Source organism: Fodinicurvata fenggangensis DSM 21160 (genome assembly GCF_000686045.1).
GTDB lineage: Bacteria > Pseudomonadota > Alphaproteobacteria > Kiloniellales > DSM-21159 > Fodinicurvata > Fodinicurvata fenggangensis.
The window spans coordinates 118193-143628 of the sequence record NZ_JMLV01000003.1; the positions used below are offsets into that span (position 1 = coordinate 118193).

21 protein-coding genes and 1 pseudogene are annotated in these 25436 nt (G+C 56.7%); 9 read left to right on the top strand and 13 right to left on the bottom strand.

Annotation, left to right across the window (positions count from 1 at the left end):
• Nucleotides 1-96: 96 nt before the first annotated feature.
• From BP38_RS19370 to BP38_RS19380, 10 genes and pseudogenes are all read right to left on the bottom strand, one after another.
• Nucleotides 97-1460, bottom strand: a pseudogene (locus BP38_RS19370) (IS5 family transposase).
• Nucleotides 1461-1686: 226 nt separating this feature from the next.
• Complete coding sequence (locus BP38_RS0106325) at nt 1687-2397, bottom strand: ABC transporter ATP-binding protein (RefSeq protein ID WP_245602353.1); 711 nt, start codon at nt 2395-2397, stop codon at nt 1687-1689.
• Nucleotides 2378-3115 (bottom strand): ABC transporter ATP-binding protein, encoded by a 738-nt coding sequence (locus BP38_RS0106330; RefSeq protein WP_026987038.1) that lies wholly within the window; start codon nt 3113-3115, stop codon nt 2378-2380. Before BP38_RS0106330 ends, BP38_RS0106325 begins: the two co-directional genes overlap by 20 nt.
• Nucleotides 3115-4029, bottom strand: a complete 915-nt coding sequence (locus BP38_RS0106335; protein ID WP_035724011.1) for a branched-chain amino acid ABC transporter permease — start codon at nt 4027-4029, stop codon at nt 3115-3117. Before BP38_RS0106335 ends, BP38_RS0106330 begins: the two co-directional genes overlap by 1 nt.
• 1 nt (nt 4030) lies before the next feature.
• Entirely contained in the window at nt 4031-4909 is an 879-nt protein-coding gene (locus BP38_RS0106340; protein WP_026987040.1) for a branched-chain amino acid ABC transporter permease, read from the bottom strand.
• Nucleotides 4910-4988: 79 nt separating this feature from the next.
• Nucleotides 4989-6185 (bottom strand): ABC transporter substrate-binding protein, encoded by a 1197-nt coding sequence (locus BP38_RS0106345; RefSeq protein ID WP_081816506.1) that lies wholly within the window; start codon nt 6183-6185, stop codon nt 4989-4991.
• Between the two features lie 27 nt (nt 6186-6212).
• Nucleotides 6213-7097, bottom strand: a complete 885-nt coding sequence (locus BP38_RS19375) for an SMP-30/gluconolactonase/LRE family protein (RefSeq protein WP_022727553.1) — start codon at nt 7095-7097, stop codon at nt 6213-6215.
• A 2-nt stretch (nt 7098-7099) separates the two neighbouring features.
• Entirely contained in the window at nt 7100-7297 is a 198-nt protein-coding gene (locus BP38_RS0106355) for a tautomerase family protein (protein WP_022727552.1), read from the bottom strand.
• Between the two features lie 166 nt (nt 7298-7463).
• Nucleotides 7464-8213, bottom strand: coding sequence for a response regulator transcription factor (locus BP38_RS22145; RefSeq protein ID WP_081816508.1), 750 nt, complete (start codon nt 8211-8213; stop codon nt 7464-7466).
• A gap of 12 nt (nt 8214-8225) precedes the next feature.
• Nucleotides 8226-9434 carry a sensor histidine kinase gene (locus BP38_RS19380; protein ID WP_162175127.1) on the bottom strand — a complete coding sequence of 403 codons (1209 nt, stop codon included), beginning with the start codon at nt 9432-9434 and terminating at the stop codon, nt 8226-8228.
• 203 nt (nt 9435-9637) lie between these two features.
• Here BP38_RS19380 and BP38_RS0106375 point away from each other — a divergent pair, with 203 nt between their 5' ends.
• The 6 genes from BP38_RS0106375 to BP38_RS0106400 all read left to right on the top strand — a co-directional run bounded on the left by BP38_RS0106375 (nt 9638) and on the right by BP38_RS0106400 (nt 18725).
• Complete coding sequence (locus BP38_RS0106375; protein ID WP_026987043.1) at nt 9638-10018, top strand: hypothetical protein; 381 nt, start codon at nt 9638-9640, stop codon at nt 10016-10018.
• 164 nt (nt 10019-10182) lie between these two features.
• The gene (locus BP38_RS0106380; RefSeq protein WP_051609062.1) at nt 10183-11325 is read left to right on the top strand and encodes a metallophosphoesterase family protein; all 1143 of its coding nucleotides are present in this window, start codon (nt 10183-10185) and stop codon (nt 11323-11325) included.
• Complete coding sequence (locus tag BP38_RS0106385) at nt 11322-14033, top strand: AAA family ATPase (RefSeq protein WP_026987045.1); 2712 nt, start codon at nt 11322-11324, stop codon at nt 14031-14033. Before BP38_RS0106380 ends, BP38_RS0106385 begins: the two co-directional genes overlap by 4 nt.
• 69 nt (nt 14034-14102) lie before the next feature.
• Nucleotides 14103-16814 (top strand): AAA family ATPase, encoded by a 2712-nt coding sequence (locus tag BP38_RS0106390; protein WP_026987046.1) that lies wholly within the window; start codon nt 14103-14105, stop codon nt 16812-16814.
• Between the two features lie 313 nt (nt 16815-17127).
• Nucleotides 17128-17550 carry a very short patch repair endonuclease gene (locus tag BP38_RS0106395; protein WP_035724013.1) on the top strand — a complete coding sequence of 141 codons (423 nt, stop codon included), beginning with the start codon at nt 17128-17130 and terminating at the stop codon, nt 17548-17550.
• Complete coding sequence (locus BP38_RS0106400) at nt 17547-18725, top strand: DNA cytosine methyltransferase (protein ID WP_035724015.1); 1179 nt, start codon at nt 17547-17549, stop codon at nt 18723-18725. The genes BP38_RS0106395 and BP38_RS0106400 overlap by 4 nt, the downstream gene beginning before the upstream one ends.
• 28 nt (nt 18726-18753) lie before the next feature.
• Here the strand turns inward: BP38_RS0106400 and BP38_RS0106405 are convergent, their stop codons facing one another.
• Together BP38_RS0106405 and BP38_RS0106410 are read right to left on the bottom strand one after the other, a co-directional pair.
• Nucleotides 18754-19404 carry an MT-A70 family methyltransferase gene (locus BP38_RS0106405; protein ID WP_026987048.1) on the bottom strand — a complete coding sequence of 217 codons (651 nt, stop codon included), beginning with the start codon at nt 19402-19404 and terminating at the stop codon, nt 18754-18756.
• Nucleotides 19382-20158: a hypothetical protein gene (locus BP38_RS0106410; RefSeq protein ID WP_026987049.1), complete on the bottom strand. Its 777-nt coding sequence runs from the start codon at nt 20156-20158 to the stop codon at nt 19382-19384. The genes BP38_RS0106405 and BP38_RS0106410 overlap by 23 nt, the downstream gene beginning before the upstream one ends.
• 183 nt (nt 20159-20341) lie before the next feature.
• Here BP38_RS0106410 and BP38_RS0106415 point away from each other — a divergent pair, with 183 nt between their 5' ends.
• Genes BP38_RS0106415 through BP38_RS0106425 form a run of 3 tightly spaced genes read left to right on the top strand, consistent with a single transcriptional unit; the run spans nt 20342 to nt 24908 of the window.
• Nucleotides 20342-22711, top strand: coding sequence for an ATP-binding protein (locus BP38_RS0106415; RefSeq protein WP_026987050.1), 2370 nt, complete (start codon nt 20342-20344; stop codon nt 22709-22711).
• Nucleotides 22711-24384, top strand: coding sequence for a DEAD/DEAH box helicase family protein (locus tag BP38_RS0106420; RefSeq protein ID WP_026987051.1), 1674 nt, complete (start codon nt 22711-22713; stop codon nt 24382-24384). The genes BP38_RS0106415 and BP38_RS0106420 overlap by 1 nt, the downstream gene beginning before the upstream one ends.
• A complete protein-coding gene (locus tag BP38_RS0106425; protein ID WP_026987052.1) occupies nt 24381-24908 on the top strand; it encodes a hypothetical protein in 528 nt (175 codons plus the stop codon). Before BP38_RS0106420 ends, BP38_RS0106425 begins: the two co-directional genes overlap by 4 nt.
• 215 nt (nt 24909-25123) lie before the next feature.
• Here the strand turns inward: BP38_RS0106425 and BP38_RS23375 are convergent, their stop codons facing one another.
• Nucleotides 25124-25351, bottom strand: coding sequence for an integrase core domain-containing protein (locus BP38_RS23375; protein ID WP_155992249.1), 228 nt, complete (start codon nt 25349-25351; stop codon nt 25124-25126).
• Nucleotides 25352-25436: the final 85 nt, after the last annotated feature.

The following is a 25436-nucleotide window of genomic DNA, read 5'->3' on the forward strand; positions in this document are numbered from 1 at the left end:
TTGCTGAAATCTTCGATAATATCGATAGTTCCCCGTGAACAACGTTCGCCGGCCAGCCGACCTGCGCGTTTGAGGGCTTCTCCAAGTAGTCGACCGTTAAAAAGCTGTCCGCATAGGCGATAGAGGCTCGGTTGCGGCCAGCAAGGCATTGATGATCGCCCTGTAGATCTGGCGCAAAAAGACCCTCAGCCATCTGAGGATGAGGCGGAAGTTGTAGCCGACGGCGCTGAGCAGGGCGTTGACCCGGGTTCCGAGTGGTCCCTTCAGATAGTTGCGGCCCAAGTGACCATCGACCTCCATGTGGCCGATGACGGCCTCGATGGCCGAGCGCCGTCGCAGTTCGCGCTTGATCTGACCGTGTACACCGCGCTTCTGGCCGGAGCGGAACACCCGCCGGGGATTGGCCACCTCATGGCCGCGATAGCCCTTGTCCACATAGGCCCGCTCCACCGGCCGTCCTGTCAGGGCCTCGGTCTCCTCCACCACACGCCGCAGGGTATGGCCGTCATAAGCCAGACCGGGAAAGGCTGTGGCATACAGCACGAACTGGCCGCCCTTGGCCCGGTGGTTGGTGGTGGCGATGGAGACCTTGCAGCCGAACTCGTAGGGTTTGTGGGCTTTGCCCTTGCCGATGCAGACCACCTCGGGCGCGTGCCAGGAATAGAGCTTGGGCCCGCGCTGCTGCTGTTTCTGGTGACGGATGCGGATGGCCTTGGAGAGTGATGGTGCAAAAGCCGCCTTTAGTTCCGGGCGGTTCTCCAGCTTGCGCTGGATGTCGCGGATCAGGCGGCCCAGGCGGCTGCGCAGGAAGCGCAGTTCGCGATTGCAGCGCTTGAACGTGCTTGGCGTGGGCATAGCGCCCGGCCATCAGGGCGGCCCGCTTGGCCACCCTGAGATAGGACTGCCGCAGCTCCACGCCCTCGGCCCTGGCCTGACGAACCAGCTGCCGGATAGCGGTATGCAGCAGCTTGGCGTCACTGGGGTGGGTGATGTTGGCCGGCTGCACGGTGGTGTCCCCTGAAATGCGCGTCAGATCATTCTTCTTGAGCGCGCCGCTGTCGTGGGCCACCCGCAGGCTCTCGGCCAGCAGCAGTTCCAGGCGCTCGCCCAGGCGCTTGCGCCAGTGGCTCAGGCCTAAGCGCTTGTGCCGCAGCGCGTGCTGGAAGAAGCGCTCACCGGTGAAATACTGGAAATAGGGATCGGTTGACCCAGCGCTCGCAGACCGCCTCGTCGGACAGGGCGTAGATCTGTTTGAGCAGCAACAGCCCGATCATGTAGCGCGTCGGCACCGCCGGACGGCCGTCTGTATGATAGAGATCCGCCAACTCGCCATCGATCCAGTCCCAGTCGATACGATCGGCAAGCTGCACCAGCTCATGGTGCAGGTTGATGATCTGATCCAGCCGCGCCCGGAACAGGTCATCCGGGCCGTCTTTCTCCTGCTGTTCAAGGCGTACCAAAACCCTCCCGTTGGCCTCACCAGAAGGGAATCACGACCGTCCTGAAAACGGAATCAAAATCGCAAGGTTGCGCGCCTCAAAACCGCGCTATCCTGCAAATTCGATTACTTGGAAAAGCCCCAGAGCCCGCAGATCACCTGGCCGGAGAGCGTTGTTCACAGGGAACTGTTTAGAGACGAAGGTAGATATATTCCGGTAGGGGGTGGGGTAGCAAGAGGGCTCAATGCTACAGCATCAAGAAATGCGTAAGGCGCGACTCGTCGGCCTGCACCTCCTCTGGTGTCAGGGTTGCGCGAATCACGCCTTTCTCCATCACGTGCATCCGTTCACAGAGCGCGAGCACCATTTCGGTGTTTTGCTCCGCGAGAACAATCGAAAGTCCTTCAGCTTTGAGCACGGCGATGCGGTTAACCATGCGCTCAATAGCCAGCGGCGCCAAACCCTCCGAAGGCTCATCGAGCAGCAGCAGTTTTGGGCTTGTCATCAGGGTACGAGCGATCGTCAACATCTGCTGCTGGCCGCCGGAGAGATGCCCGCCGTTTCGATGGCGCAGTTCTGCAAGGTCCGGGAATATGTCGAAGATACGTTCTTCGGTCCACTCGGAGTTCTCAGGCCGCCAGACGACGTCAAGATTCTCCCAGACGGTGAGCTCAGGAAACACCCGACGGTCTTCCGGTACAAAGCCAATCCCGGAGCGACAAACCCGGTGACTTGCGAGGCCCGTGATGTCCTGGCCTCGCCATTTGATTCGTCCTTTCTTTGGGGGAGTAAGGCCGGCGATGGAGCGCATCGTAGTAGATTTACCAACGCCATTACGTCCCACAAGCGCAAGCACCTCTCCACGCCCGAGGGTGAAAGATACATCGAACAGGATTTGGCTGAGACCATAGAAAGTGGAGATCGACTCGACACTGAGATCAATGGGTAGGTCTGCCAAGATAGACCTCCTGGACTGAGCTGTTCTCTCGAACAGCATCGGGGGAATCCGAAGCGATGACCGCGCCGTGATGTAGCACTGTGATGCGGTTAGCGATACCGAACACCATGTTCATATCGTGCTCGGTAAAAAGCAGAGTCACACCGCGGTCCTTCACGATTCTGGTTATGAGAAGGATGCTGTCCTCAGTCTCGCGTGGGGACATTCCTGCTGTCGGCTCGTCCAGCAGCAGGACGTGAGGCTCTCCGGCAAGAGCCAGCGCAAGCTCCAACTGCTTCTGTCTTCCATAGGAAAGCTCTCCAGCCACAACCTGTGCTTCATCCTCCAGTCTGACGGTTTCAAGAAGCCGGGCAATTTGCTCATTCTGACTGACCAGGGGCTTCCAGAAGCAGAATTCCTGCTGATCCTTCGCAACCAAAGCGATCTGCACGTTTTCCCAGACTGTCATGCGTGGAAAGACACTGATGCGTTGAAAGGAACGCCCCAAGCCTCGTCTGACCACAGCATGAGGCGCCAAACCTGTGAGCCTTTTGTCGTGAAGCCTAACTTCCCCTGTATCGGCAATGAGATGACCCGTAATCAGGTTGAACAGGGTGGATTTTCCTGCGCCGTTTGGGCCGATAACGCCGTGAATATCGCCCTTCTTGACTATCAGGGATGCATTGTCTACCGCCGTGAATCCGGAAAAGGTCTTGGTCAGCCCCTTAATTTCTAGCATCAACGCTTTCCTTTGGCCTTCAGTAGGCCGGCAATCCCATTGGGGAAGAAGAACAAGGTAGCGAGAAGAATGATCGCCAAAAGCCCCGGCCAATAGTCGGTGACCTCGAGTGTGAAGCGGCTGAGAACAATCAGTGTCAAGGCGCCAACCATCGGGCCAAAGAAACTGTTCATGCCGCCAAGCACGACCATGATCAGCACCTCAGCCGATTGCAGCCACCAGGCTGAATCGGGAAAGATCGACCGATTGAAGAGAGCGAAGAGCGCCCCCGCGAGACCGGCAAACGTCCCCGCGATGGTGAAAGCGACCAATTGAACGCGCCGAGTGTGAACGCCGAGAAAGCCGGCCCGGACCTGATTCTCCCTGATGGCCATAAGCGTACGCCCCAAGGGTGAATGTGCCACAATCCAAAGCGCCAGCATAGCAAGGGTGACCACCAGAAGCGTAAAGATGAAGAAGGATGCAGGTGTATCGATCCAGGAGGGGGAGTCGACCCGCAATAGCCCATCGTCGCCCCCCGTCATGCTTCGCCACTTGAAAACAACCGCCCAAATGAGCTGTCCAAAAGCCAGGGTAAGCATTGAAAAGTAGTAGGACGTGAGGCGAACACACAGCGAGCCGATCAGGGCGGACAAAATTGCGGTCATCACCAGGGCCGCGGGCATGGCTAGAAGCAACGGGATCTCGTAGGTGCGCAACAGGATTGCGCAGCCGTAGCCGCCAATCGCGAAAAAGGCGGCATGGCCGAAAGAGACCAAGCCCGCGTAGCCGATCAGAATGTTCAAACTGGTTGCGAACAAAACGAAGATAAGCACTTGGGTGGAGAGGTACATCAGGTATGTGCTGCCACTCAGGGGCAGAAGTGCGAGAAGCCCGACAATCCCGGCGCCGAGCAAGAGACGAGAGTGCGGCATCTTATTCACCTTCACGCTTGCCAAGCAGGCCCCAAGGCCTGAACGCCAGAACCGCGATCATGAGAAGATAAACCAGGACTATTTCCCACTCGGGCACGAAATATAAGCCGATTGAACGAAGCTGTCCTATAAGTATGGCTCCTATAAATGCGCCCCAAAGGCTTCCAAGACCTCCAATAATCACTACGATAAAGCACTCCACTATAATCTCGGTATCCATTCCCGGCTTGAGCGCGAGAGCAGGCGCTGCGAGCGCGCCACCTATTCCGGCGAGTGCGGCGCCTGCGGAAAAAACGACAAGATAGACCAGCGGCACATTGATGCCGAGCGCCCCCAATATCTCCCTGTCCTGCGTCGCAGCTCGGATGATACGACCCCAGCGGGTTCGCTGGAACACAAACCAGACCCCGATCGCCACCACGATTCCGACGAGGCACAGGAACAGTCTGTAGCGCGGATAGTACGCGAGGCCCAGGTCCTGCGCTCCGCTGAGCTCCGGTGGGAATGAAATGGAGAGAACTTGCGTACCCCAAAGGCCGCGAATAACATCGCTGAATAGTAAAACCAGTGCAAAGGTGAATAGGAGTTGGTATACCTCGTCTCGTCCGTAAAGTTTTCGCAACATCAAGCGTTCTATAATGGCCGCGAGAACAGCTAGGACCAGGCCGCTGAGGGCGACCGCTATCCAAAAGCCGCCATCCGACAAGCCAATATGCGACACCGCTTCATAGGCGATATAGCCGCCCAGCATGTAGAAAGTACCATGGGCGAAATTTAGCACCCTCAGTACGCCGAATATGATGCTAAGCCCGGCGGCCACCAGGAAGAGGCTGAGCCCATAGGAAAGGCCGTTCAGAAACTGGATCGTGGCATACATCATGGTGCAGGGACCAAAAGGTGAGATGAATAGAGACCCGCAGCAGCCATTGGCTGCTGCGGGGTGAACGCTCTACTGGAGCTTAATCCATGATGTCGTCGGCTTCGATATAGCGAACCGGGTCGAGGATCTTGAAGTTGTATTCGTCGCTTTCAGCAATCTGTCCCCAGTATTGGCCACGATTGGCTTGGTGGTCGCTTTCCCTGATGGTTTGCGGACCGATTGCAGACTCGTATGTCAGGCCCTCAAGTGCATCAATCACGGCGTCCGTATCGGTGTTGCCCGCTGCCTCGATGCCTGCAGCCAGCGCCTGCACAGCCATATAGCCGGTGATCGGCCAAGAGGGGGGATAGGGGTTATCCAGCCGCTGCCGAAGCTCTTCCAAATACTTGTTGTGAGCCTCGGTGTCCGGATAGTACCAAACCTCGTATGAGTTGGCCCAGATGCCGGTTGGCATATCGTCACCCAGCTCTTCAATAATTTCCTGAGAGCCGGGTTCACCCGCGGCAACAAAATGTTCCTTCTGGTCGAAAAAACCAAAGGAGGCTGCTTGCTTGGCGAAGGGAACGAAAAGCCCACCCCAGATGCCGGAGAACACGCCTGTACAATCTGAATTCATCACTTCGGTGATGTACGGCGTGTAATCCGAAACGTTAAGCGCCGGCCATACTTCTGTGACAATCTCCGCTTCTGGATCAAGCTCTTCAAGGTGCGCCTTGAAGCCCTTCAGTAGGTCGTGACCGTAGGAATAATCAAGAAGCATCGTGCAGATCCGCTTCACGCCCAGATCATTCATAATGATCGCCGCGGATCCGCCTTCCGTGTTGGTGTTGGCTGCTGTCCGGAACATGTATTTGTGGAAGTTATCCTCAGACATTTGGATTGTCTTTGGACTAGCGGCTATATATATGACTTCCTCTTGTAGCGCGACTTCCGAAATCGCCAGTCCCTCGCCCGAAGTGAAGCCACCCACAATGAAGTCGGCATTGTCGAGGGTGATGAGATCACGCGCTGCACTGGTTGCGTCAGCCGGAGTTCCCTTGGAATCGCGCGTAAAGGATTCCACTGGCCGGCCGAGAATGCCACCTTCCGCGTTTATCTTGTCGATAATCATTTCGTGGCCAAGGGCGGCCAGAAGGCCATTCGTTGCAGCTGGCCCGGTCAAGGGGTAAGCGGCACCGATCCGAATTGGCTCTCCTTCCTGTGCATGTGCACCGGTTGCCATGACGAGCGCGATGGCCGTCATGCCAAGTAAGGACAGTTTAGATTTCATGCTCATGGCTCATCCTCCCTGATAAGTTTATGGTTAGAACGCCGGTTTTCCCGGTATCTCTACTTTTATGGTATAAAGGGATGTCGAGGCCGCCAGGAACATGATGTCCAGGTCCTGACCTCCCCAGGTGAAGTTGGCGCACACCTCCGGAACCTGGATAACGCCGAGAATTGCACCCTCGGCATCAAACACGTGCACGCCTCCCGGTCCGGTTGTGTAAAGGTTGCCATCGCGGTCCAGCTTCATGCCATCCGGCGCCCCCTGGCCTGTACCAACTGGCTCGGCGAATACTCTGCCCAGCCCCAGCGACCCATCATCGTGCACGTCAAAGACACGCACATGGCCTTGTTCCGTATCGTTCACGAAGAGAAGGTCTTCATCGGTCGAGAAGCACAGACCATTCGGCTGAGCAAAATCGTCCACCAACAATGTAAGTACGCCATCGGGCGACAGCCGGTAGACGCCCCGATGCCGGAGTTCGGTCTCCCGGGCAACGCCGAAAAATTCCTTCCGACCGTAGGTGGGGTCGGTGAAGTATATGCTGCCGTCACTCTTCACCACGATATCATTGGGGCTGTTCAATTCTTTGCCATCGTAGTGGGTTGCCAGGGTGACGATCGTGCCGTCCAGCTCAGTCCGAGTGACGCTGGAGGTCTGATGGTGACAGGCAACAAGGCGTCCCTGTCGATCATAAGTCAGGCCGTTGGCCATTGCGCTCGGCTGCCGGAATGGCTGCACGCCATCCTTCTGGTCCCAGCGTCGGATCACATTCCCCGGTATATCCGAGAACAACAAGAAGTGCTCGACGGGATGCCACAACGGTCCTTCCGTAAAAAGAAAGCCCGATCCAATTACTTCTAAATTGGCACCAGGAGCGACGATGTTCCGCATGCGGGGGTCGCGAACTTCGACGGTCATGCCTAGCCTCCGGACCAGATCTTCGCGACGGATTTCTCGCCGACAAACCAAGCATCGGCCTCTACTTCATGGAAGACCACCCAAATGGCGTCCCGGGGAATATCCGTGACTTCGCTAACGGCTTCTGTAATACGGTTGGCGACTTCGTTTCGCTTTTCCGCACTTTGCCCTTTTACCCAATCAACATTGACGAACGGCATTGGAAATCCTCCCGCAGTTAGGACGAAAGCACCGCGAATGGTACTGGGCGCCATGATAAAGAGAGGGAGGGTTCGCGCGGAAGCGTGCTGATACGGTTCGGAAGTGCGGGAATCCGCACTTTGAGGGATTCACGGATTCAGTCTGAGCTACAAGATTCAGAGTGGCTCAAGCCCCTGGTGTGACGGATGTCTCTCCCGGTTCGCTCAGTTTCTGGTTGGCTCGCCGCAAGAGGTCCGGGTTTACCAATCCCCGCAGCATTGCAACACAAATGGCGCGTGTGCGCGGATTGAATCCTGCGCTCTCACCCATCCAGCCGGGCTCGCCAGTGCTGACGCCAAGCTTTGCGTAAAGTCTCTGGAGACGGCTTTGGACACCTCGTGTCGATAGCCCTTGGCGGTGGGCAATCGCCTGGTCGGTCAAGCCCAGAGCAATATCAATGAGCGTGTCATATTCGTCATCGGTGAGGGCATCCAGCCAATGCTCTGTGCGAGCCTGTACGTCCCGGATCATGCGATCGACGATGCACTGCCCATCAAGGAACACTCCTTCGATCGCCACTCGCAGTCGCTCACGTGATGTGGATTTCAGCAGATAGCCGTAACTCGCTTCAGATGGCACAATGCGCGCAAGACTGCGCACATAAGCCTCGTCGGCAAAATTGGACCAGAACAGAACACGGGTGGCAGGTTGCTCAGCCCAGATCCTGCGCGCCGCTTCCACACCTGATAGATGCGGCATCTGCAGGTCAAGAACTATGCAGCCCGGTCGATGCTCCAATGCCAGCGTTACCGCAGCCTCGCCATCGGTGGCTTCCAGGATATTAACCAGGCCGAGACCGCATTCACTTACCGCATCACGTATAAATGAGCGATATACGGGGTCGTCGTCCGCGATCAGGAGTAGGGCTGTGGTCACGGCAGAACCAAGCTACGCAATTATCTCAATTGAGGAATCCGGTAGCGGAACGACCAGGCGCAGTCGCGTTCCTCCGCCATTCTTATTTGATGTCACTGTGATCCTTGCTCCCACAATTGCAGCTCTTATCCGCATGTGGCTCACCCCTCGCGGCGAATGCCAGTCGAGGCCGCCAATACCGTCATCCTCAATATCGATACAACCACTATCGTTCTCCAGCCACATGCGCACAATCAAGGTCTGGCCGCGGCTGTGCTGGAGTGCATTGTTAATTCCCTCTTGAACGATGCGGTAAATCAACGTCCGCTCTCCATCGTTCATCTGATCGAAGGCAGCCTTGGTGTCTTCTTCAAAGCGCAGCCGTATGGGTCTTGCCATGCCGCTTCGCGCGCGAATCATGCACTGCTCAACTGCTTCGGCGAAACCAAACAACTCGAGCATCGCTGGTCTCGCATCGTCCACGATTCGCCGAAGTTCGTTTAGGCAGGAAATAACGTCCGCATGAAGTTCGGCAAGCACCGGCTTTAGATCAACCTTGGCGTCTATTCCCGTTGAAAGCTTATGGGCGATGCGCGAAAGGTCCGCGATTGTCTGATCGTGGAGGTCCATGCCAAGGCGTTTTCTTTCACCCTCTAGGTGTCCAGCAAGTTTCAGCAGACTTCCCCTCAGCGCGTCCGCTTCGTTTGCATACTGCAGCGCTCGCCCATGTTCAGTCTTCAATGCAAAAAGATAGGGTGCTATCAGATCGGCACAGTGTTGTCCGATTATCAAATCGCGTACTGTGTAGGACATCACGGAATGGCGGCTGATGCTAATCGAACCGAAGATTGCCCCCCGTACCCGCAATGGAACGATTATACGGCTGCGAAGAGTGGCGTCATAGATGGGTTGATTGATCGCACCGCTGAAGTGGAAGCGTTTATCTTTGAAGGCGTCACCGGTGAGAATATGCGGTACATGTCCCTTCAATACCGAACGTGCCGGACTGACACCCGTCGGCTTGGGCTCCTTGGCAAAGCTGCTCCAAACGGTACTGACCGGCGTTTCGAAACAGAGGTGATCCCGGCCATCATCCACCAGTATCACCATGTCGAGATGGTCGAAGGGCGATATGGATCTGAGCTCGCCAGCAAGCGCGCTGAGCACTCCTCCGTAACTGCATTCACCTGCAACGACTTGTGGTAGTTGGATCAACCGCTCCAGTGGCAGATCTAGGTGCATGGCAGCCCCCTCTTCCCCGGGCATTTTTCGGGAGAACGAGCTAATCATGATCGGGCGTAAGGAAGAGTGTCAAGGTAGTGTCCAGAATCGTATGGCCCGCCCCGTCGCCCAACCATGCGCATGCGGCCAGGTGCATTGATCCGGAGCGACGCTCGGCACGAGCCAGGCGGGACACCCGCCTGAAGTTAGAGGCGAGGCGAAGTGTGTTCGAGGAGAACTTCTCCTTCTACAGGGTGCGCTGCCTTGAGAAACCGGGCACCGTCCATGGCATTGAGCTGGATTACAGCCGCTTCAGCCACGAATTGGCGGAACAAGTCCGGGCCGCGGTGGTGCGGCATGGCATTACCCTGTTGGTAGGAACCTCCATGGGCGGTTGGCTGGCCGCGCGCATGGGCCGGCAACTGAACCTGCCCTATGGAGCGCCTATCTACATGGTACTGACAGGAGGTTCGAAGTCCAAAGGACGGTTGAACGAAGGGACCTTCGACGGAATTCCGGTGATTGGTTGTAGGCATCCCGTACAGGGTGCAGACCTCCAGGAGCGCTCCGAAGCCATGACGCGGCTGGACAGCCTTATCAAGTGAGCCCACCGGTTGCCTCGAAGGCAACTCCAGAGCGGCAATAGCCTGAGCCGCGCCAGGATAATTAAGCGAAAATTATTTCGTATGCGCGCAGTTGGTGTATTGTTCTGAGGGGCAGGGCGGTACGGAATCAGGGGCGCTCATCAGTTTAGGTGCATCGGGGGAGCATGACCATCCGCTTCATACACACGTCCGATTGGCAGATCGGAAAGGTCTTTCGCTTTGTCGATCAGTCCACCATGGGGCTGCTGCAGGAGGCGCGGCTCAAAGCGATCACCAGATTGGGAGAGCTGGCCCAGCAGCATGACGTCCAGCATGTCCTGGTGGCCGGTGACGTTTACGACAAGCTGGCATTGTCCCCGCGATCTCTGAACCAGCCGTTAGAGCGCATGCGGAAGTTTCCTCAGGTGCAGTGGCATCTGATGCCGGGCAACCATGACTATTACCAGCCAAACGGATTGTGGGACCAGCTTCTCCACAAGGGTTTGCCGGAGAATGTGCGGGTCCACGTGAAACCTGAGCCCGACAGCCTGGAGGACGGCCGGGTCGTATTGTTGCCCGCCCCCTTGCATCATCGAAGACAACTGAATGATCTGACGGCTTACATGGATGACGTCGAGGTGGACGAGGGGGTGATCCGCATCGGGATGGCGCATGGAAGCGTGCGTGGATTTGGACGCGACGACCGGAACGTCACCAACTATATAGCTCCCGATCGGCCTGAGCGGGCCGGCTTGTCCTATCTGGCCCTGGGCGATTGGCATGGTCAGATGAAGCTCAATGACCGCTGCTGGTATAGCGGCACACCCGAAACAGATGCCTTCAATTCCAGCGGGACAGGGGAGGCCCTGCTCGTCGAGATCGAGGGCCGGGATGCCGTGCCTTCCGTGACGCCACTGTCGACGGGGCACTACAACTGGATTTCCCTTTCCGAAAGGATCACGGATCGCGATGCTGTCGATGTCTTGGCAGAGAAGCTGAGGGGATTGGCGGACGAGCCTGAGCGCGTATTGGTCCGCCTGGATGTCGAAGGCACCTTGGCGCTCGATGATCTTCAATACTTCGAAGACCAGGTTGTCGAAGGCGTTTCCGCCGCCTTCTGTTACCTGCGGGTGAACACGGATGGCCTTTTTCCGCACGCCTCCGAAGAAGATATGGATCGCATAGACCGAAGTGGCTTTGTGCGCTCGGCAGCGGATGAGCTGAAGCGTCTGTCCGAGGAGAGTGATGAGGAGACGCGCAGTATTGCGGCAGAAGCGCTCCAGCGGCTGTATATCGAGCACATGAAGATGCAGGGAGGCACCCAGTGAAACTGCGCTCCCTGGCCGTCCACCAGTTCAAGAAGTTTGCCGAGCCCGTTCGACTTGATGGGCTACAGGATGGGCTCAATGTCGTTGTAGGCCCGAATGAGATGGGGAAATCGACACTGCTGGACGCGCTCCGCGCCGCCCTCTTTGAACGGCACAATTCGAGTGCACAGCCTATCCGCGCCTTGCAGAACGTTCGCAATCAGGCAGCGCCCGTGGTCGAACTGGCCTTCGAACTGGACGCCGGCGTCTATCGCATCCGGAAAAGGTTCCTGAAGAAGGCCTATGCGCAGCTGGATTGCCCGGATGGCAGGCGCCTTGAAGGGGACGCGGCCGAGGAAGCCCTGCGCGAACTTCTGAACTTCACCGAGCCTGGTAAACAAGGCGCAAAACCCGAAACCCTGGGGATGTGGAACGTCCTCTGGGTGCAGCAGGGACAGTCCTTCGGCGCACTGGAGATACCCGATGCGGCGCGCTCGAATCTGCACAATGCCCTCGAAGCCGAGGTCGGCAGGGTTCTGGGGGGCAGTCGAGGCCAGAAACTGCCCCAGCGGATTGAACAGCAGCTCTCCGAATTGGTTACGCCGAGCACGAATAGGCCGAAGGGAGACTACAAGGCCCAGATAGAGCGGCAGTCCGCGCTCGAGAACGAGCTCGAAGAACTGCGCCGCCGGCGAACGGATTTATCTCGTGCCCTGGAGGAGCTGGAAGAGGCGCAGGAGAAACTGACGCGGCTTTCATCCGGCGAACAGGACAAAGCCGACAAGGAAGAGCTTGAGGCGGCCCGCAAGCGCCAGACCCAGCTGGCAGAATTGGAAGCGCGTATCGAGGCGGCTGAAAGCGAATTCGAACTCAGAAAGGGCAAGCTGGAGCAGGCACAGCGAATCCTGTCAGAGCGCGGCCAGTTGAAAGAGAAGATAGACCTGGAACAGAAAGCGCTTCAGCAAAGCCAGAAGAGCCTTGAGGACGCACAAGCTCAGGAAGAGCAGGCGCGCAAGAAGCTGGAGGGCCTTCGAGCCGCCATTCGCAGTGCTGAGCAGGCTGTTGCGAAGGCAGATGAAGAGGTAACGAGAAACAGACGCCTGCTGACCGCAGTGGGGTACAAGGAACAGATCGCCGATCTCGATAAGCGTCTGGAGAAAGCCCAGGAGGCCGAGGCTCGCCAGCGAGAGGCACTGCAGGCAGCAGCGGCCATCCTGGTTACGGATGAAGTGATCTCAGCGATCCGCAAGGCAGCCAAAGACTTGGACACGATGGAAGGTCGTCTTAGTGCTGCCGCAACACGCATCAGCTTTGATATGTCCTCCGAGCACTTGAGCCGGATTGAAATTGAGGGTGCCGAACGTGCGCCGGAGCAGACAACGATTGAAGTTATCGAGCCTGCCAGCCTTTCCATACCCGACTATGGGCGCGTGAGCATCGAGCCGGCGATCAAGGATCGGGACAAACTGCTGCAGGATCAACGAGACGCCCGAAAAGCGCTCCAGAAGTTTCTGGAGGAGGCAGGTGCGAGATCACTCAAGGATGCAGAGGATCAGTACCACAGGCGCCGGAACCTGATACAGAATGCGGAGTTGGCCAGACAGGAAGCCGAGCTCAATGCACCGGCAGATGACGAAAGGGATGCTGGTGCGCAGGCGCTCGTGGATCATATCGAGGGATTGAAACAACGTCTCCAACGTCAATTGGAGGATCTGGAGCTCGAGGAGCTTCCCGATCGCAAGGAGGCGGAAGAAGCACTCAGGCAGGCAGAGGAACAGGCCGTAAGCGCCAGGGAGGAACTGGAAACAGTGCGCGCTGGACTCGCCGGCCCTGAAGAGGCCTTGAACTGGTCACAGTCCGAACTGGGAGCAGCGAAGAGTCGGTGCAACGAGTCCAGGGAGCGACTTGAGAACCTGCACAAGCAGCTCAAGGAAGCCGAGGACGCGCGCTCGGTTGAGGCGCTTCAGGCAGACGTTCAGACCGCCCGGAACGAGATTGCAAGGCAGGAAGAAGTCCTTGAGGAGCTAAAGGGACAGCGCACGGAGGAAACCTTGCCTCAGTTGGAGGCTCGGGTCGAGCGATTGGAAAAAGCGCTGCAGGAACGGCGTGAGAAGCGGGAGGCCGTAAAGGTCCAGATCAGCGGGCTCAAATCACGGGTCGAAGCGGCCGAGGGTGTCGGCCTGGATGAGGAGATCGAGAAGAAGGCGCGGGAGCACGAGCTATGTGAAGCGGATGTAAGTCGCATGAAGCGTGAAGTGGACGTGCTGAGCCTGCTGCTCAAGACTCTGCGCGATGCAGAGCAGGAGGCCAAGGAGCGATACCTCTCTCCGGTCTTGAACCGTGTACGACCTTATCTGCAACTCCTGTTTCCCGGCGCTGATATCCGCATCGACGAAAACCTGCAGATCACCGAAGTGGTCCGAGCAGATGGATATGAAGAGCCTTTCCATGTGCTCAGCATGGGCACCCAGGAGCAGATTGCCATTCTGGTCCGCCTCGCCTTTGCCGAGATGCTGAGCGAGCAGGGCCATCCGGCAACCGTCATCCTGGATGACGCACTTGTCTTTTCGGATGACAGCAGGATTGGCCGGATGTTCGACATCCTCAACCATGCGGCAAGGAACACACAGATCCTTATCCTGACCTGCCGTGAAAAGCTGTTCGAGGAGCTTGGCGGTCAAAGCCTGTCATTGGAGGCGGCGAGTTCTGAGGAGTTGGTGTCTGCATGATTACGCGACCGGAATTCATAAGGACGTCTACTAACGCCCGAAAGAAAATCGTGTTGAAGGAGGCCGCCGATGCCGTTTGAAGAGCTCCTTGCCTGGTCCGGTGGCCGACCTGCGTGGCAACAGGATGCTTTGCGGCGTCTCGCCCAGCAGGGAAAGTTGTCCGAGGATGATGAGGCCTCCTTGCGGCAACACATCGAATTTTCTGAAGGGCTCATTACGGATGAGCCACCGGCCACCGTCCCACTTGCGAGCGACCATCTTTCCGAAGCGGCCAGCAACGCACCAAAGACTGTCCTCGCATCCCTCGGTCCGGTAAGGAATGTCGACCGGCTTGAACCGAATCAGCCCCCGATACGTTTCGCCGTTAACGGGATCACGTTAATTTATGGCCCCAATGCCTCGGGCAAGAGCGGCTATTGCCGTATTACGAAGCAGCTGTGCCGTTCGCTTAGCGATTCAGTGAGCCCCACCCAATTGCGAGGAAATGTCTTTGACGAAGAACCGGCACCGCCAGCCGAAGTTGCTGTGGCGTATCGTGTTGGCGAAAACCAGGATTCGAAAACGGAACTAACCTGGGCAAGCAATGAGGACCCGCCCGCGGAACTGGCGCGCATTTCGGTATTCGATACTGCATCGGCCAGGCTCTATGTAGACAAGGAACGGACGATCGAGTTTCTTCCGTATGAACTGGATCTGCTCAATAAGCTCGGCTTCGTGGTCCGGAACCTGGATGCCGGCTTCAAACAGCGTGAAGATGACCTAAAGCGTGCCGTTCAGGCGCCCCTCCCAACCGGCTACACGCAGGGCACCACTGCCCAGCAGCTTATCGCTAAGCTGGTTCCCGATAGCTCGCTGGCGGAGTTGCCCACAACGGAGCAATTACGTACTTGCGCCGAATGGTCCGAAGAGTTCCAGGCCGAGCTTGACAGGCTTACCGCTGAGTCGCGGAACGATCCGGCGACCATGGCTCGTCAACGCAGAGAGGCGCAGCAGGCTCTTCAGACCCTTTTACGCGAGATTTCCGACATAACCGACAAGGTCGGTGATACGGCGATACAGGATCTTTCCCGGAAACAACGGGACGCAGCGGAAAAGAACCGGGCCGCGGAGGCCTCCGCCCGCGACCTGTTCAGCGATGAACCGATTCCGGATGTCGGCTCCGATATCTGGCGTCAAATGCTGAAATACGCCCGCGAGTTTGCGGCCGAAACATTCCCCGATCGTGAACCGCCACAGATCGCTGCAGCCGAACGATGCGTCCTATGCCAGCAGGAACTGGATGCGGATGCCGCCAGTCGATTGAAGTCTTTCGATAGCTATCTCGATCAAAGAGCTGCCGAAGACGCGGCGGCTGCCAGAGGCGCGTTCGAGAATGCCGTTTCCGGTCTTCAGTCTTTTCAAAACAGGCCCAAGACAGACGTTACGGCACTGCTTGCCGGCTACAGTGCCCTATCTGAGCAAAGAAAGGGTCACGCCGGCGCGATCACGGCTTTCTTCGAGCAAGCCGGTGCCAGACTTAATGCAATAAAAGCCATTCTCACCGAGGAAGCTTTCGATCAGTGGGCGACGCTCGATGGGCTGCCTGAGGCTCCCACTCAGATAATCAAAGACGAGATTACCGCATTGAATGGTGAGATCGAGGAATTTGAACGTCTGGCCCGTGGTGACGAAGCTATCCAAGAACGTGCCAGACGTCTCAATGATCTGAATGATCGCAAAAAGCTGAGCGAGGAGATTGGCCTTGTTTTTGATCGACGCAGTAAGCTTGAGGAACTCTGCCGTGTTACAGCATGTCGCGCTCAATGCCGCCTGAACGCCATCACAGGTCAAATTACCAGGCGTCGCCGGGAAATTCTTACGCCCTCTCTCAGGGAAGCGCTTGAAGACGAGCTACGAGCCTTGCAGCTGACCCATCTTCCGCTTGATCTCAGTGATCGCGGCGATCTAGGCGCCAGCGTCGTCGAAGTGGCGTTGACAGCGCAACAGCGCATTCGCGCCAACAGCGAAATCCTGAGCGAAGGTGAGCAGCGCGGTCTCGCGTTGGCATGTTTTCTGGCGGAGCTAAAGGAAATAGGCAGGGACCATGGAATTATCGTGGATGATCCTGTCTCGTCCCTCGATTATTCCCGGATGGAGGCCGTGGCGCGTCGGCTGGCGGTGGAAGCGGCTGGCGGACGCCAAGTTGTTATCTTCACGCACAACATTCTCTTTCACCACATAGTGAGCACCGAAGCACGGCGTATTGGCGTTGCCTGTCATGAAGAATGGATGACCAGCCTTGGCAACGACCGGTTCGGGATTATCGATAATGACCGGAAACCATGGCATATCAAACCGGTGACGGAGCGACTGGGCGAGATCGACCGAGCCAGACAGAGTCTCGACGCGGCTGGTTATGATCAAACGGAGGAAACTTTCCGTGTCGCCGTAACCGACCTCTACACCAAGATGCGGACGACGTGGGAACGTACCGTTGAGGAAGTCCTTTTTAACAAGGTTGTCCAGCGGTTCCGGCCCGAGATTTTGACCCAGAGTCTGCGGGGCGCATGCTTCGATGCCGAGAAGGATTATCCGGTGATTTTCGAAGGAATGAAGCGGACTTCGCATTTTTCCGGGCATGATCTTGCTGAAGATCTGCCGCGCGAGCTGCCTTCCGTCGCTGATATTGAGCGGGATATCACCGAATTGCGTGACTTTATCCAGTACGCACGTGAGCGCAAGAAAAGGCTTGAACAGGTGTTGAGGGACTACGAGGCCGGTGTCGAGCCAATCCTGCTTTGATGCCTCTCGACTGAGCAGTCCTGGCGTCCGGCGGACTCCCTCGCGCGAGCTGCGGCAGCGAGCTTCAGCCTCCGTATAGTTTCAATTTTCATGAAATGGTATGAGCTGAACGCCTTAAAGGCATTCTATCACAAGTGACTTGGCCCAAAAGCTTCATCCATTAGCGAGTGTAACCATTGATTGATGATTGTACTTATGCGCAGGCGGGACAAAGGTCATCTCCGCTCTTGCGGGCTGTTGCATTACTTGTTCACAATCCGGTTCTTAGAGGCTAGAAGTGGTGGCGAGAAGTACGACAAACCACAAAAGCTAGATGACTGATACCCTGACACCTCAGCAGCGTAGCGAGCGCATGCGGCGCGTGCGCGGCCGTGATACGAATCCCGAGTGGGCCGTGCGACGGCCCACGCATAGCATGGGATATCGGTATCGGCTTCACGACAAGAATTTGCCGGGCAAACCCGATCTGGTTTTTCCCAGCCGCCGCAAGGTGATCTTCGTGCACGGGTGCTTCTGGCACAGGCACCCAGACCCCGAATGTAAACTCGCCAGGCTACCGAAATCCCGACAGGAGTTCTGGGAAACGAAGCTCAAGGGCAACCTTGAAAGGGACGAGGCAAATATCGCCAAGCTTGAGGCCACAGGTTGGCGTGTTCTCGTCATCTGGGAATGCCAGACACGAGACACTGCAGCGCTGAAGAAACGAGTAAGAAAATTTCTCGACGGGGTACCATGAACACGGTGGAGCTCTTCGTCGGCGCCGGTGGTCTCGGCATGGGGGTCTCGCGCGCGGGCTTTAAACCAATCGCGGTCATCGAGTGCGACAAGTATTCCTGCGACACGATCCGCGACAACCGCGAGCGCGGTGTCGACCTGGTGGCGGACTGGCCCCTGACCGAGGGCGATGTGCGGGAATTCGACTACTCGCCTCTAGCCGGGAAGATCGAGATGGTTACCGGCGGGCCGCCTTGTCAGCCATTCTCGATCGGTGGGCGCCACAAGGCCGAGGCAGACGCACGGGACATGTTTCCGGAGGCGGTGCGGGCGGTACGCGAACTCCAGCCGAAGGCCTTTCTCTTCGAGAACGTGAAGGGACTCACGCGATCCACCTTCACGAGCTACTTCGAATACATCCGCCTGCAGATGATGTATCCCGAGATCACCCCACAGCCGGACGAGGAGTGGTCGGACCATCTGACACGCTTGGAGCGCTACCACACGCATGGGCGGCCGAATGAGCTTCACTATCGTGTCGTGACGCGCGTTCTCAACGCGGCCAACTACGGCGTTCCCCAGAGGCGCGAACGTGTCTTCTTTGTTGGTTTCCGGGCCGATCTGGACGTGGAATGGGCGTTTCCCGAGTCCACTCACTCGTACAACGCCTTGCTTTGGGACCAGGTAAAGGAAGGCAACTATTGGGAACATCACGAGGTTCCTAAGCGCGAGAGATGGATCTCCGAGCGAGCCAAAAGGCGTGCGGAGAAACTTGATGAAGTGCCGGCGCACAAGCCTTGGCGAACGGTTCGCGATGCCCTAGTTGGTCTACCCGATGCCGAGACCGATCCAGAGGCCGCAGAGGCTTTCCATAACCACAAATTCCAGCCGGGTGCCCGCACGTACGTCGGACACACTGGAAGCCCCTACGACCTACCCGCTAAGACCCTGAAGGCTGGCGTCCACGGCGTTCCGGGCGGTGAGAATATGCTGCTGCGCCACGATGGAAGCGTGCGCTACTTCACTGTGCGTGAGAGCGCCCGGCTACAGACCTTTCCGGACGACTTCCGGTTTCATGGCTCCTGGTCGGAGACCATGCGCCAACTTGGGAATGCCGTGCCTGTCACTCTTGCCGAGTTCCTGGGGCGTGACATTGGCGACCACATAGCTTCCTGCGCAGCCAATAACGATCACTAAGGACGTCGACCTGCGCGCCCTCACTGGTTTACTCGTCGCCTAGCGGCAGCAGGTTCTGCATCTCGTATTGGGCTAGGTTGCTTGATCGACGTCGCGTGTCTCGAGGCCCATTGTCAAAGAGCGCCGCTTGATCTCCAAGAACATCCCAGCCTGGCCGGCTCTGGCGCCCGAATAGTTCGAGGTAAGGCCCATCCGTCAGCCGCTCGATACGTTGATACGCTTCCTCTGGTTTTCGACTATGTTCGCGCCGATGATCGACGATCAATCGACGCACATCCCTCGCTTTTCGAGGCGGCTTTCCACGAGTGGCCAGTAGGCACTGCTCAACATTCGCCCGGGTCCAGTAGCCAAGGCCGCAGAAGAAGTCTTTCTCGCTTACGCAATTTCGATCGGCCGATTGGTTCAGTTTGGCCCAATAGAATCCAACGGTTTTGAACGTGAAGCCCCAGCTTTTGATCACGTCCAGTGCTCGGGGGAGAAAGGGATCCGTCACCCAGATGAACAAAATGCAATCGTCGTCCGCGAATTCCGACACCCGCATCTTGCATATGTCATCGATTTCCATGCAATCGTAATGTGAGACCGCGTTCCGGCCCTCTCCTTTCTCACTGAAATTCTTGAAATACCAGGGCGGGTCCGCGTGGATGACACGATACCTAGCCGTGTTCGATGATGTCATAGAGCCGCTCCTGGAAATACAAGTTTACTCTTTCTACCGCGTCGACCACGGAAAACTCGAAGTGATCATTGAGGTCTTCACCAACGAGGGAGAGTGGTTTGGGGATCGACCGAACGCCGTAGTAGAAGACGATCTTCGCTTCCGCAAAGTCCGGGTCCAATCCAAGCGTCTCGCCATAGCTTTTGAGAAGCATGTTGGTTCGCAAAAGTTCGCCAGTGATGATCCGCTTCTTTCCCGCGTCGTACGAGCCGTTTCCACGTTTGATATTGTAGGATCGCAGTGTCTTGGAATCCCGGTCGAAGACCACACAGTCGAGAGGAATCGCGCGTTCCTCGTCTCCATACGGAAGCGAGATCTTGAGGCACTTCTCGATACGGTCGTGAACTTGAAGTTGTTTCAGTGACTCGTGAGAGAGCTTGAACGCCTCTTCCTCCCAGACACTCAAGCGTTCGGAATCGTGCAGCCGCTCAATGATCGCAGTGCCTAGAAGTTGCCCATGTCGCTTGTATGCGGAGCTAATAATACTGGTAGCCCGCGAATACTTACGGCCGGCTATCGGGTCTTGACGGAAAGTGGATTGCGAAAGCTTGTCGATGGTATCGTCGACGATTGGGCGCACCCGTTCAAAATAGGCGTCTAAAGCGTCCCCCGCAGGAGAGTCTGAACAACTGTTTGCGATGTCGGCCCAACTCGACACGCTGTGTACCTCGCCTTCTAGAATGCGCCGCTCGATACGAGTGCCCTGAATGCTCATTATACTCACAGACACGGCCAACACTCATGCTGTCAAGAACAAGTTGCGCGCCTAGCGTGCAGTGACGCATGGACGGACGCGTCAAGGTCTCTATAATACGGAACTTAGGCGATCAAACAAACGGGTGTCGTTCAAGGTCACGTGTGGGTTGAAGCGCGAAGCGTTAAAGGAAGAATCTCAACCATGGTAGATGATGTCAAAGTAGCCGATGAGTTTGATCTTCAGCCCGATCCAAGAATCCTTCCCATGCTGGGGGAGATTAACCTCGATCACTGGAGATGTATCGCGGAGCTTGTCGACAATTCGATAGACGGATTTTTGAATTCCGCGCGAGAGGGTGAAACTGTCGAGACGCCGGAAGTTTACGTAGACTTGCCCAAGGCGGATAAGTCGGACGCCGTGATCCAGATTCGCGACAACGGCCCAGGCATGACCCCAGAAACATTGCAGCGTGCGGTGAGTGCGGGCTGGTCCGGAAATAACCCGATCGACAATCTCGGATTGTTCGGCATGGGCTTCAATATCGCTACTGCCAGGCTCGGCACAGTCACGCAGGTATGGACCACGACCAACGGCGAGTCGGAATGGCATGGCCTGGAAATCGACTTTCAAAAACTCCGCAAGCAACGGCATTTCCGAACGGCTCATCTGCGGCATCCCAAACAAGAGCCCAAGCAACACGGCACTGTTGTCATGGTGAAGCATCTCAAACCCGAGCAACGAACGTGGCTGGCAAAATCCACAAATCACTCACAGCTGCGAAAGCGTTTGTCGCAAGTCTATTCGTCGATGCTTCGCCGGAACGGCGTACCAATCACCTTCAAGCTCTTTGTGAGCAACAAGATCATCCACCCGTACAGCCATTGTGTGTGGGATGAGAATCGATCGGTGACACTTCCCGATGTGGGTGAAGTTCCAGCCGTCATTCATTTTGATCATACTCTGACTGACCGCCCCTACTGCATCAATTGCATGAATTGGGTCTCGCTGGACGAGTCCGAAGAGAAGGTCTGCCCCATTTGTTCATCCCACGAAAAGCTGACCCATCGTAGACGGCGGGTCCACGGATGGATCGGAATCCAGCGTTACTTAGACAAGACGGAATTCGGTTTTGACCTTATCCGCAATGGTCGGAAGATCGAGATCAACAACAAGGATCTTTTCGTTTGGCAAGGCGAAGAAGGCGAGGAATCGGAGTATCCCATTGACGACCAACGTGGACGTGGACGTTTAGTCGGGGAGATCCACATCGACCACTGCCGCGTCAGTTACGCTAAGGATCGGTTCGACCGCGCCGACCAGTCATGGAACGAGATGGTGCGGCTAATACGGGGAGATGGACCGCTTCGCCCCGAAAAGGCCAAGAGCCTCGGATATGGGCCGAATGACTCGCCTCTCTTCAAGCTTTTCAAAGCTTTCCGGAGAACCAGCCCACAGTCCAAGGTCGCGGGCGCTTGGCAGCGCATCATGGTGGTCAAAGACAATGAGCGGGCCAAGGAGATGGCACGCTATTTCCACGATGGCCACCCTGATTACCAGGACGACGCCAAGTGGTGGGAGCTTATCGAGGAGGAAGACCGGCGGCAGCTGTATGATGCCCGGCAAAAGGGTAAGGGAGAGCAGCGAGGAGATAATGGAGAGACGGACGACCCCGACTTTCCCGAGGGAATCCTCGACGATTCTGGTGAGGACGAGCAACCGGCGCCCGAGCAGTCAGGCGAAGAAGAGGTACCCCAAGCCAAGCCTCGCACCGAGGTTCCAAGCCTTTCGCGCAAATACATTCATGCTTCGTCGGGGGTGCAGTGGACCGTAAAAGCCTTCACTGTCGACTCGCTGGATCCAGAGTTGCCCTGGGAGGCGCCTTGGACGCTCGTTATGGGTGATCCGGCGACTCGAACCTACCACTTTCTTTATTACCAGGAGCACAAAGCCTTTAGATCGCTTACGCTCACGCCGCTCGACGCGCTCTTACTGCAGCTGGCGATACAGACGGTAGACTTTACGAATAACCGCTACACGCTGCCCGCAACGCTCACCGAACTTCGAGAAACCTATGGTGGTGACAGCAATCTGAACCCGAAGGAAATGCAACTTCAATCCGCTGAAATGCTCTCCTTGTTTGCTCGGGGCTTCGCCCAAAATTGTCCGGAGGATGAGCGCAGTCGGCTGTTCAACGAGATATCGAGCGACGAGAAGCAGAAACTTATGCGAAACCTAGCAGCTCGGAAGGTTCAGCCCGACCAGGTGACGAATGATGGCTCGTTCCTGGAATACGCTCCCTACGAGACCCTCGAGAGCATAATTGACAGTTACCCAGAATATTGTTTCGACGGGAAGGTTTGGGACGACGCATACGAGACCTTGGACTACGGGGACGCCAGCATCACGAATTCGGCTCGGGAAGCCACGCGTGAGCGATACAAGGCCCTGCTGCGGGACGTCATCTGGCTCGCGAGACAAGAGGGTAACGATTTTAGCGATATCCGCCGGGAGGAACTGGTGCGAAGCCTGATGTCCCTCAGGCTTCTGTGGCCTGACGCCGAGGTACAGTGATGGTTCCGTTCCTGGATGATCGGAGGCTTCTTTATGGGCCCTGGCAAGCCTTTGAACGCGATGTCGCGAGGCTCCTGATTTGCGCCGGGTTTCACGACGTACGAGTCGTGGGTGGAGCGAACGACCGCGGTGCTGACATCCTTGGAGTTAAGAACGGCCAGATCTGGGTGGTGCAGTGCAAGCATACCACCACTTCCTCTCCACCAAAGGCGGCAGTTTCAGAGGTCGTCGAAGCTGGGCGATACTACGAGGCAGACCGGATGGTTGTGGCTATGTCGCGGCCACCAGGTGCGTCGTTTCGCGAGGAGATTAAGCGCTATCACAAGGTTGGTGTTAAAGTTGAAACCCTCGACCCGTCTCAGCTGAAAGGGCTACTGGCTAAGGTCGGGGAATATCCAAAGGCCAGAAAAGAGCTGTATCCCTATCAACAAGATGCCTCCGAGAAATTCCGCGAAGGTCTGACCGATACCGGGCGCGGTCAGATAATCCTCGCAACAGGTTTGGGTAAGACGATCGTGATGGCGGAAGTGGTGGCGGATCTGTTCCGCGATTCCGCCATTCCAGGCAATCGCGTCTTAGTCCTCGCAGATAAGCGCGAGCTGATCCGGCAGCTTCAGCAGGGCTTCTGGGCTCAGCTTCCAAAATGGGTGCCGACGCACGCCCTCACGAGTGAGGAGCGACCGGCCTTTTGGGATGGTATTACATTCGCCACGGTGCAGTCAGTGGCTGGACAAATCGAGAGCCTTCCTTCATTTGGCCTCGTTCTCGTCGACGAGGCGCATCACATCGGGTCGCCAACGTTTTTGAAAGCGATCGACGAGTTGGATCCCCCGATGCTCGGAGGGGTAACAGCAACGCCGTGGAGAGGAGACGGCTACGAGTTGGACACGGTTCTCGGACATCCACTTGTTCAGTACGGCATCGCGGACGGTCTTAAGAATCACTTCCTCTGCGAGACGGATTATCGGCTGATGGCTGACAACATCCGATGGGAACTCGTCCAAAAGCGTTCCTATTACAATTATTCCATCTCGCACCTAAACAAGAAGCTAATCATACCGACACGCGATGAGGAGGCGGCCAAGCACATATACGAGACCTTCCGTAATGAAGGTCGGCGTAGTGGCATTGTGTTCTGCTCGACGGTTGAGCACGCCGAATCCTTCGCTGCGACGATCCGCGCCTTTGGTCTTAGTGCCCAGCCCATTTCCGCTCAGCTTAAGCCCCGTGAGCGGGACAAGTTAATGGCGTCCTTCAGAAAGGGGCAGATTGACATCATCACGAGTGTGGATCTCTTCAATGAAGGAGTGGATGTTCCCGACGTGGACCTTATCGTCTTCATGAGGTCCACCCACTCGAGGCGGATTTTCGTTCAGCAAATCGGCCGTGGACTACGCACAAGCCCGAACAAGGACAAAGTCATAGTATTGGACTTCGTGACGGATATTCGGCGCATTGCCGAGGTTATCGAGCTCGAAAAGGCGGCCGAAGGACCAACCGAGGAACTGCCCCTCGGCGACCACGTCATTAATTTTAGCGACCAGTCGGCTGGAAGCTTCATGCTCGAATGGATGAAGGACCAGGCCGACCTGATGCTGCGGGAGGGCGACCCAACCCTTGAGCTGCCACGCCTGGATTACCCAGAAGCGCCACAGCCCGGAAGTGTCGAATGACCATTTTCAACGACATAAGGGAGGAAGTTCGGCAACGTCTCTGGGCAGACGCTGATCAGCTTGAGTGGACCCGCTTATCCGATGCCGAAAAGTCTCGACAATACAGCCAATGGACCGAGGATCCGAACATCGGCGGACGGCTCGGTGCCTTCATGGATCCGCGCAAAGTCCGAGTATACATTAAAGACACTCTTCTGAAGAGCTATACGCGCGAGCGGATGGCCGATCCACGCGCCGCCTTCCGGATACTTGGCATCCCCGAAGACGCGGTATGCTTCGAGAGCTTTATCAAGCCCAATGGTTGCCGTCTCACCGACGGAAGGGTAGTGTGTTGGAGCCTTGCTTCCTACTGGAAACCTACACTTCTAGCGGTCTATGAACGCGCTTATTGGATCTCAGAAGCCTCTCCCCATGGCGCGGTCCTTTTCCATGCCGCTGATCAATTTCCAAATCTTAGAACGCGCATGATGGTGGAAGATATTGCCGCTCGCCTGGAGATCCAACAGCTGCGATGGGTTGAGTGATGCCTTGGAGGCTGAAGATATGAAGTGTACTGGTTTTCCCGGATGACATTTTGTTTAGATGTTCAGTCCCGGCCCGTGGTGCATCGGGTTCAGTTTGAATCTTTGTGGCTGTGACGTCGTAGGTTTGCAGATGAATTCGGACGGCCTGAGACCGCCCAGTGTCTTCAGCCTTCGTGCAAAGTTGTAGGCTTTCAAGGAGTCCTCGAAATGGTCACTCAGCTGGCGGTGACTTCCTTGATAGTGCGGTTCATGCGCTCTACCTGTCCGTTCGTCCAGGGATGACCTATCCGGGTCAGGCGGTGCTCAATGCCATTCTCGGCACAGACCCCTCCGAAGATATGGCCGCTGTCATGGATGTCCTGGGCGCGTAGGGTTAACTGCACCCCATTGTTGGTGAGCAATGTAGTATAACGTGAATGAGTCTGCGTCGGAAGTGTCAGCAAGTGGCTTTCCTGTTCCATATATCCCCTTTTCACCTGAACGACAGAAATTAAAGGCATGCCATTCGGTCCGGCAATCGTTGTCTGT

Excerpts from the sequence above, each read along its gene's own strand:
- BP38_RS0106425 (WP_026987052.1), top strand. The coding sequence starts at position 24,381 with ATGACCATTTTCAACGACATAAGGGAGGAAGTTCGGCAACGTCTCTGG.
- BP38_RS19380 (WP_162175127.1), bottom strand. The coding sequence starts at position 9,434 with ATGCACCTAGATCTGCCACTGGAGCGGTTGATCCAACTACCACAAGTC.
- BP38_RS0106345 (WP_081816506.1), bottom strand. The coding sequence starts at position 6,185 with ATGAGCATGAAATCTAAACTGTCCTTACTTGGCATGACGGCCATCGCG.
- BP38_RS0106415 (WP_026987050.1), top strand. The coding sequence starts at position 20,342 with ATGGTAGATGATGTCAAAGTAGCCGATGAGTTTGATCTTCAGCCCGAT.
- BP38_RS0106395 (WP_035724013.1), top strand. The coding sequence starts at position 17,128 with ATGACTGATACCCTGACACCTCAGCAGCGTAGCGAGCGCATGCGGCGC.
- BP38_RS0106335 (WP_035724011.1), bottom strand. The coding sequence starts at position 4,029 with ATGCCGCACTCTCGTCTCTTGCTCGGCGCCGGGATTGTCGGGCTTCTC.
- BP38_RS0106380 (WP_051609062.1), top strand. The coding sequence starts at position 10,183 with ATGACCATCCGCTTCATACACACGTCCGATTGGCAGATCGGAAAGGTC.
- BP38_RS0106400 (WP_035724015.1), top strand. The coding sequence starts at position 17,547 with ATGAACACGGTGGAGCTCTTCGTCGGCGCCGGTGGTCTCGGCATGGGG.
- BP38_RS0106355 (WP_022727552.1), bottom strand. The coding sequence starts at position 7,297 with ATGCCGTTCGTCAATGTTGATTGGGTAAAAGGGCAAAGTGCGGAAAAG.
- BP38_RS0106330 (WP_026987038.1), bottom strand. The coding sequence starts at position 3,115 with ATGCTAGAAATTAAGGGGCTGACCAAGACCTTTTCCGGATTCACGGCG.
- BP38_RS0106420 (WP_026987051.1), top strand. The coding sequence starts at position 22,711 with ATGGTTCCGTTCCTGGATGATCGGAGGCTTCTTTATGGGCCCTGGCAA.
- BP38_RS0106410 (WP_026987049.1), bottom strand. The coding sequence starts at position 20,158 with ATGAGCATTCAGGGCACTCGTATCGAGCGGCGCATTCTAGAAGGCGAG.
- BP38_RS0106390 (WP_026987046.1), top strand. The coding sequence starts at position 14,103 with ATGCCGTTTGAAGAGCTCCTTGCCTGGTCCGGTGGCCGACCTGCGTGG.
- BP38_RS19375 (WP_022727553.1), bottom strand. The coding sequence starts at position 7,097 with ATGACCGTCGAAGTTCGCGACCCCCGCATGCGGAACATCGTCGCTCCT.
- BP38_RS0106340 (WP_026987040.1), bottom strand. The coding sequence starts at position 4,909 with ATGATGTATGCCACGATCCAGTTTCTGAACGGCCTTTCCTATGGGCTC.
- BP38_RS0106405 (WP_026987048.1), bottom strand. The coding sequence starts at position 19,404 with ATGACATCATCGAACACGGCTAGGTATCGTGTCATCCACGCGGACCCG.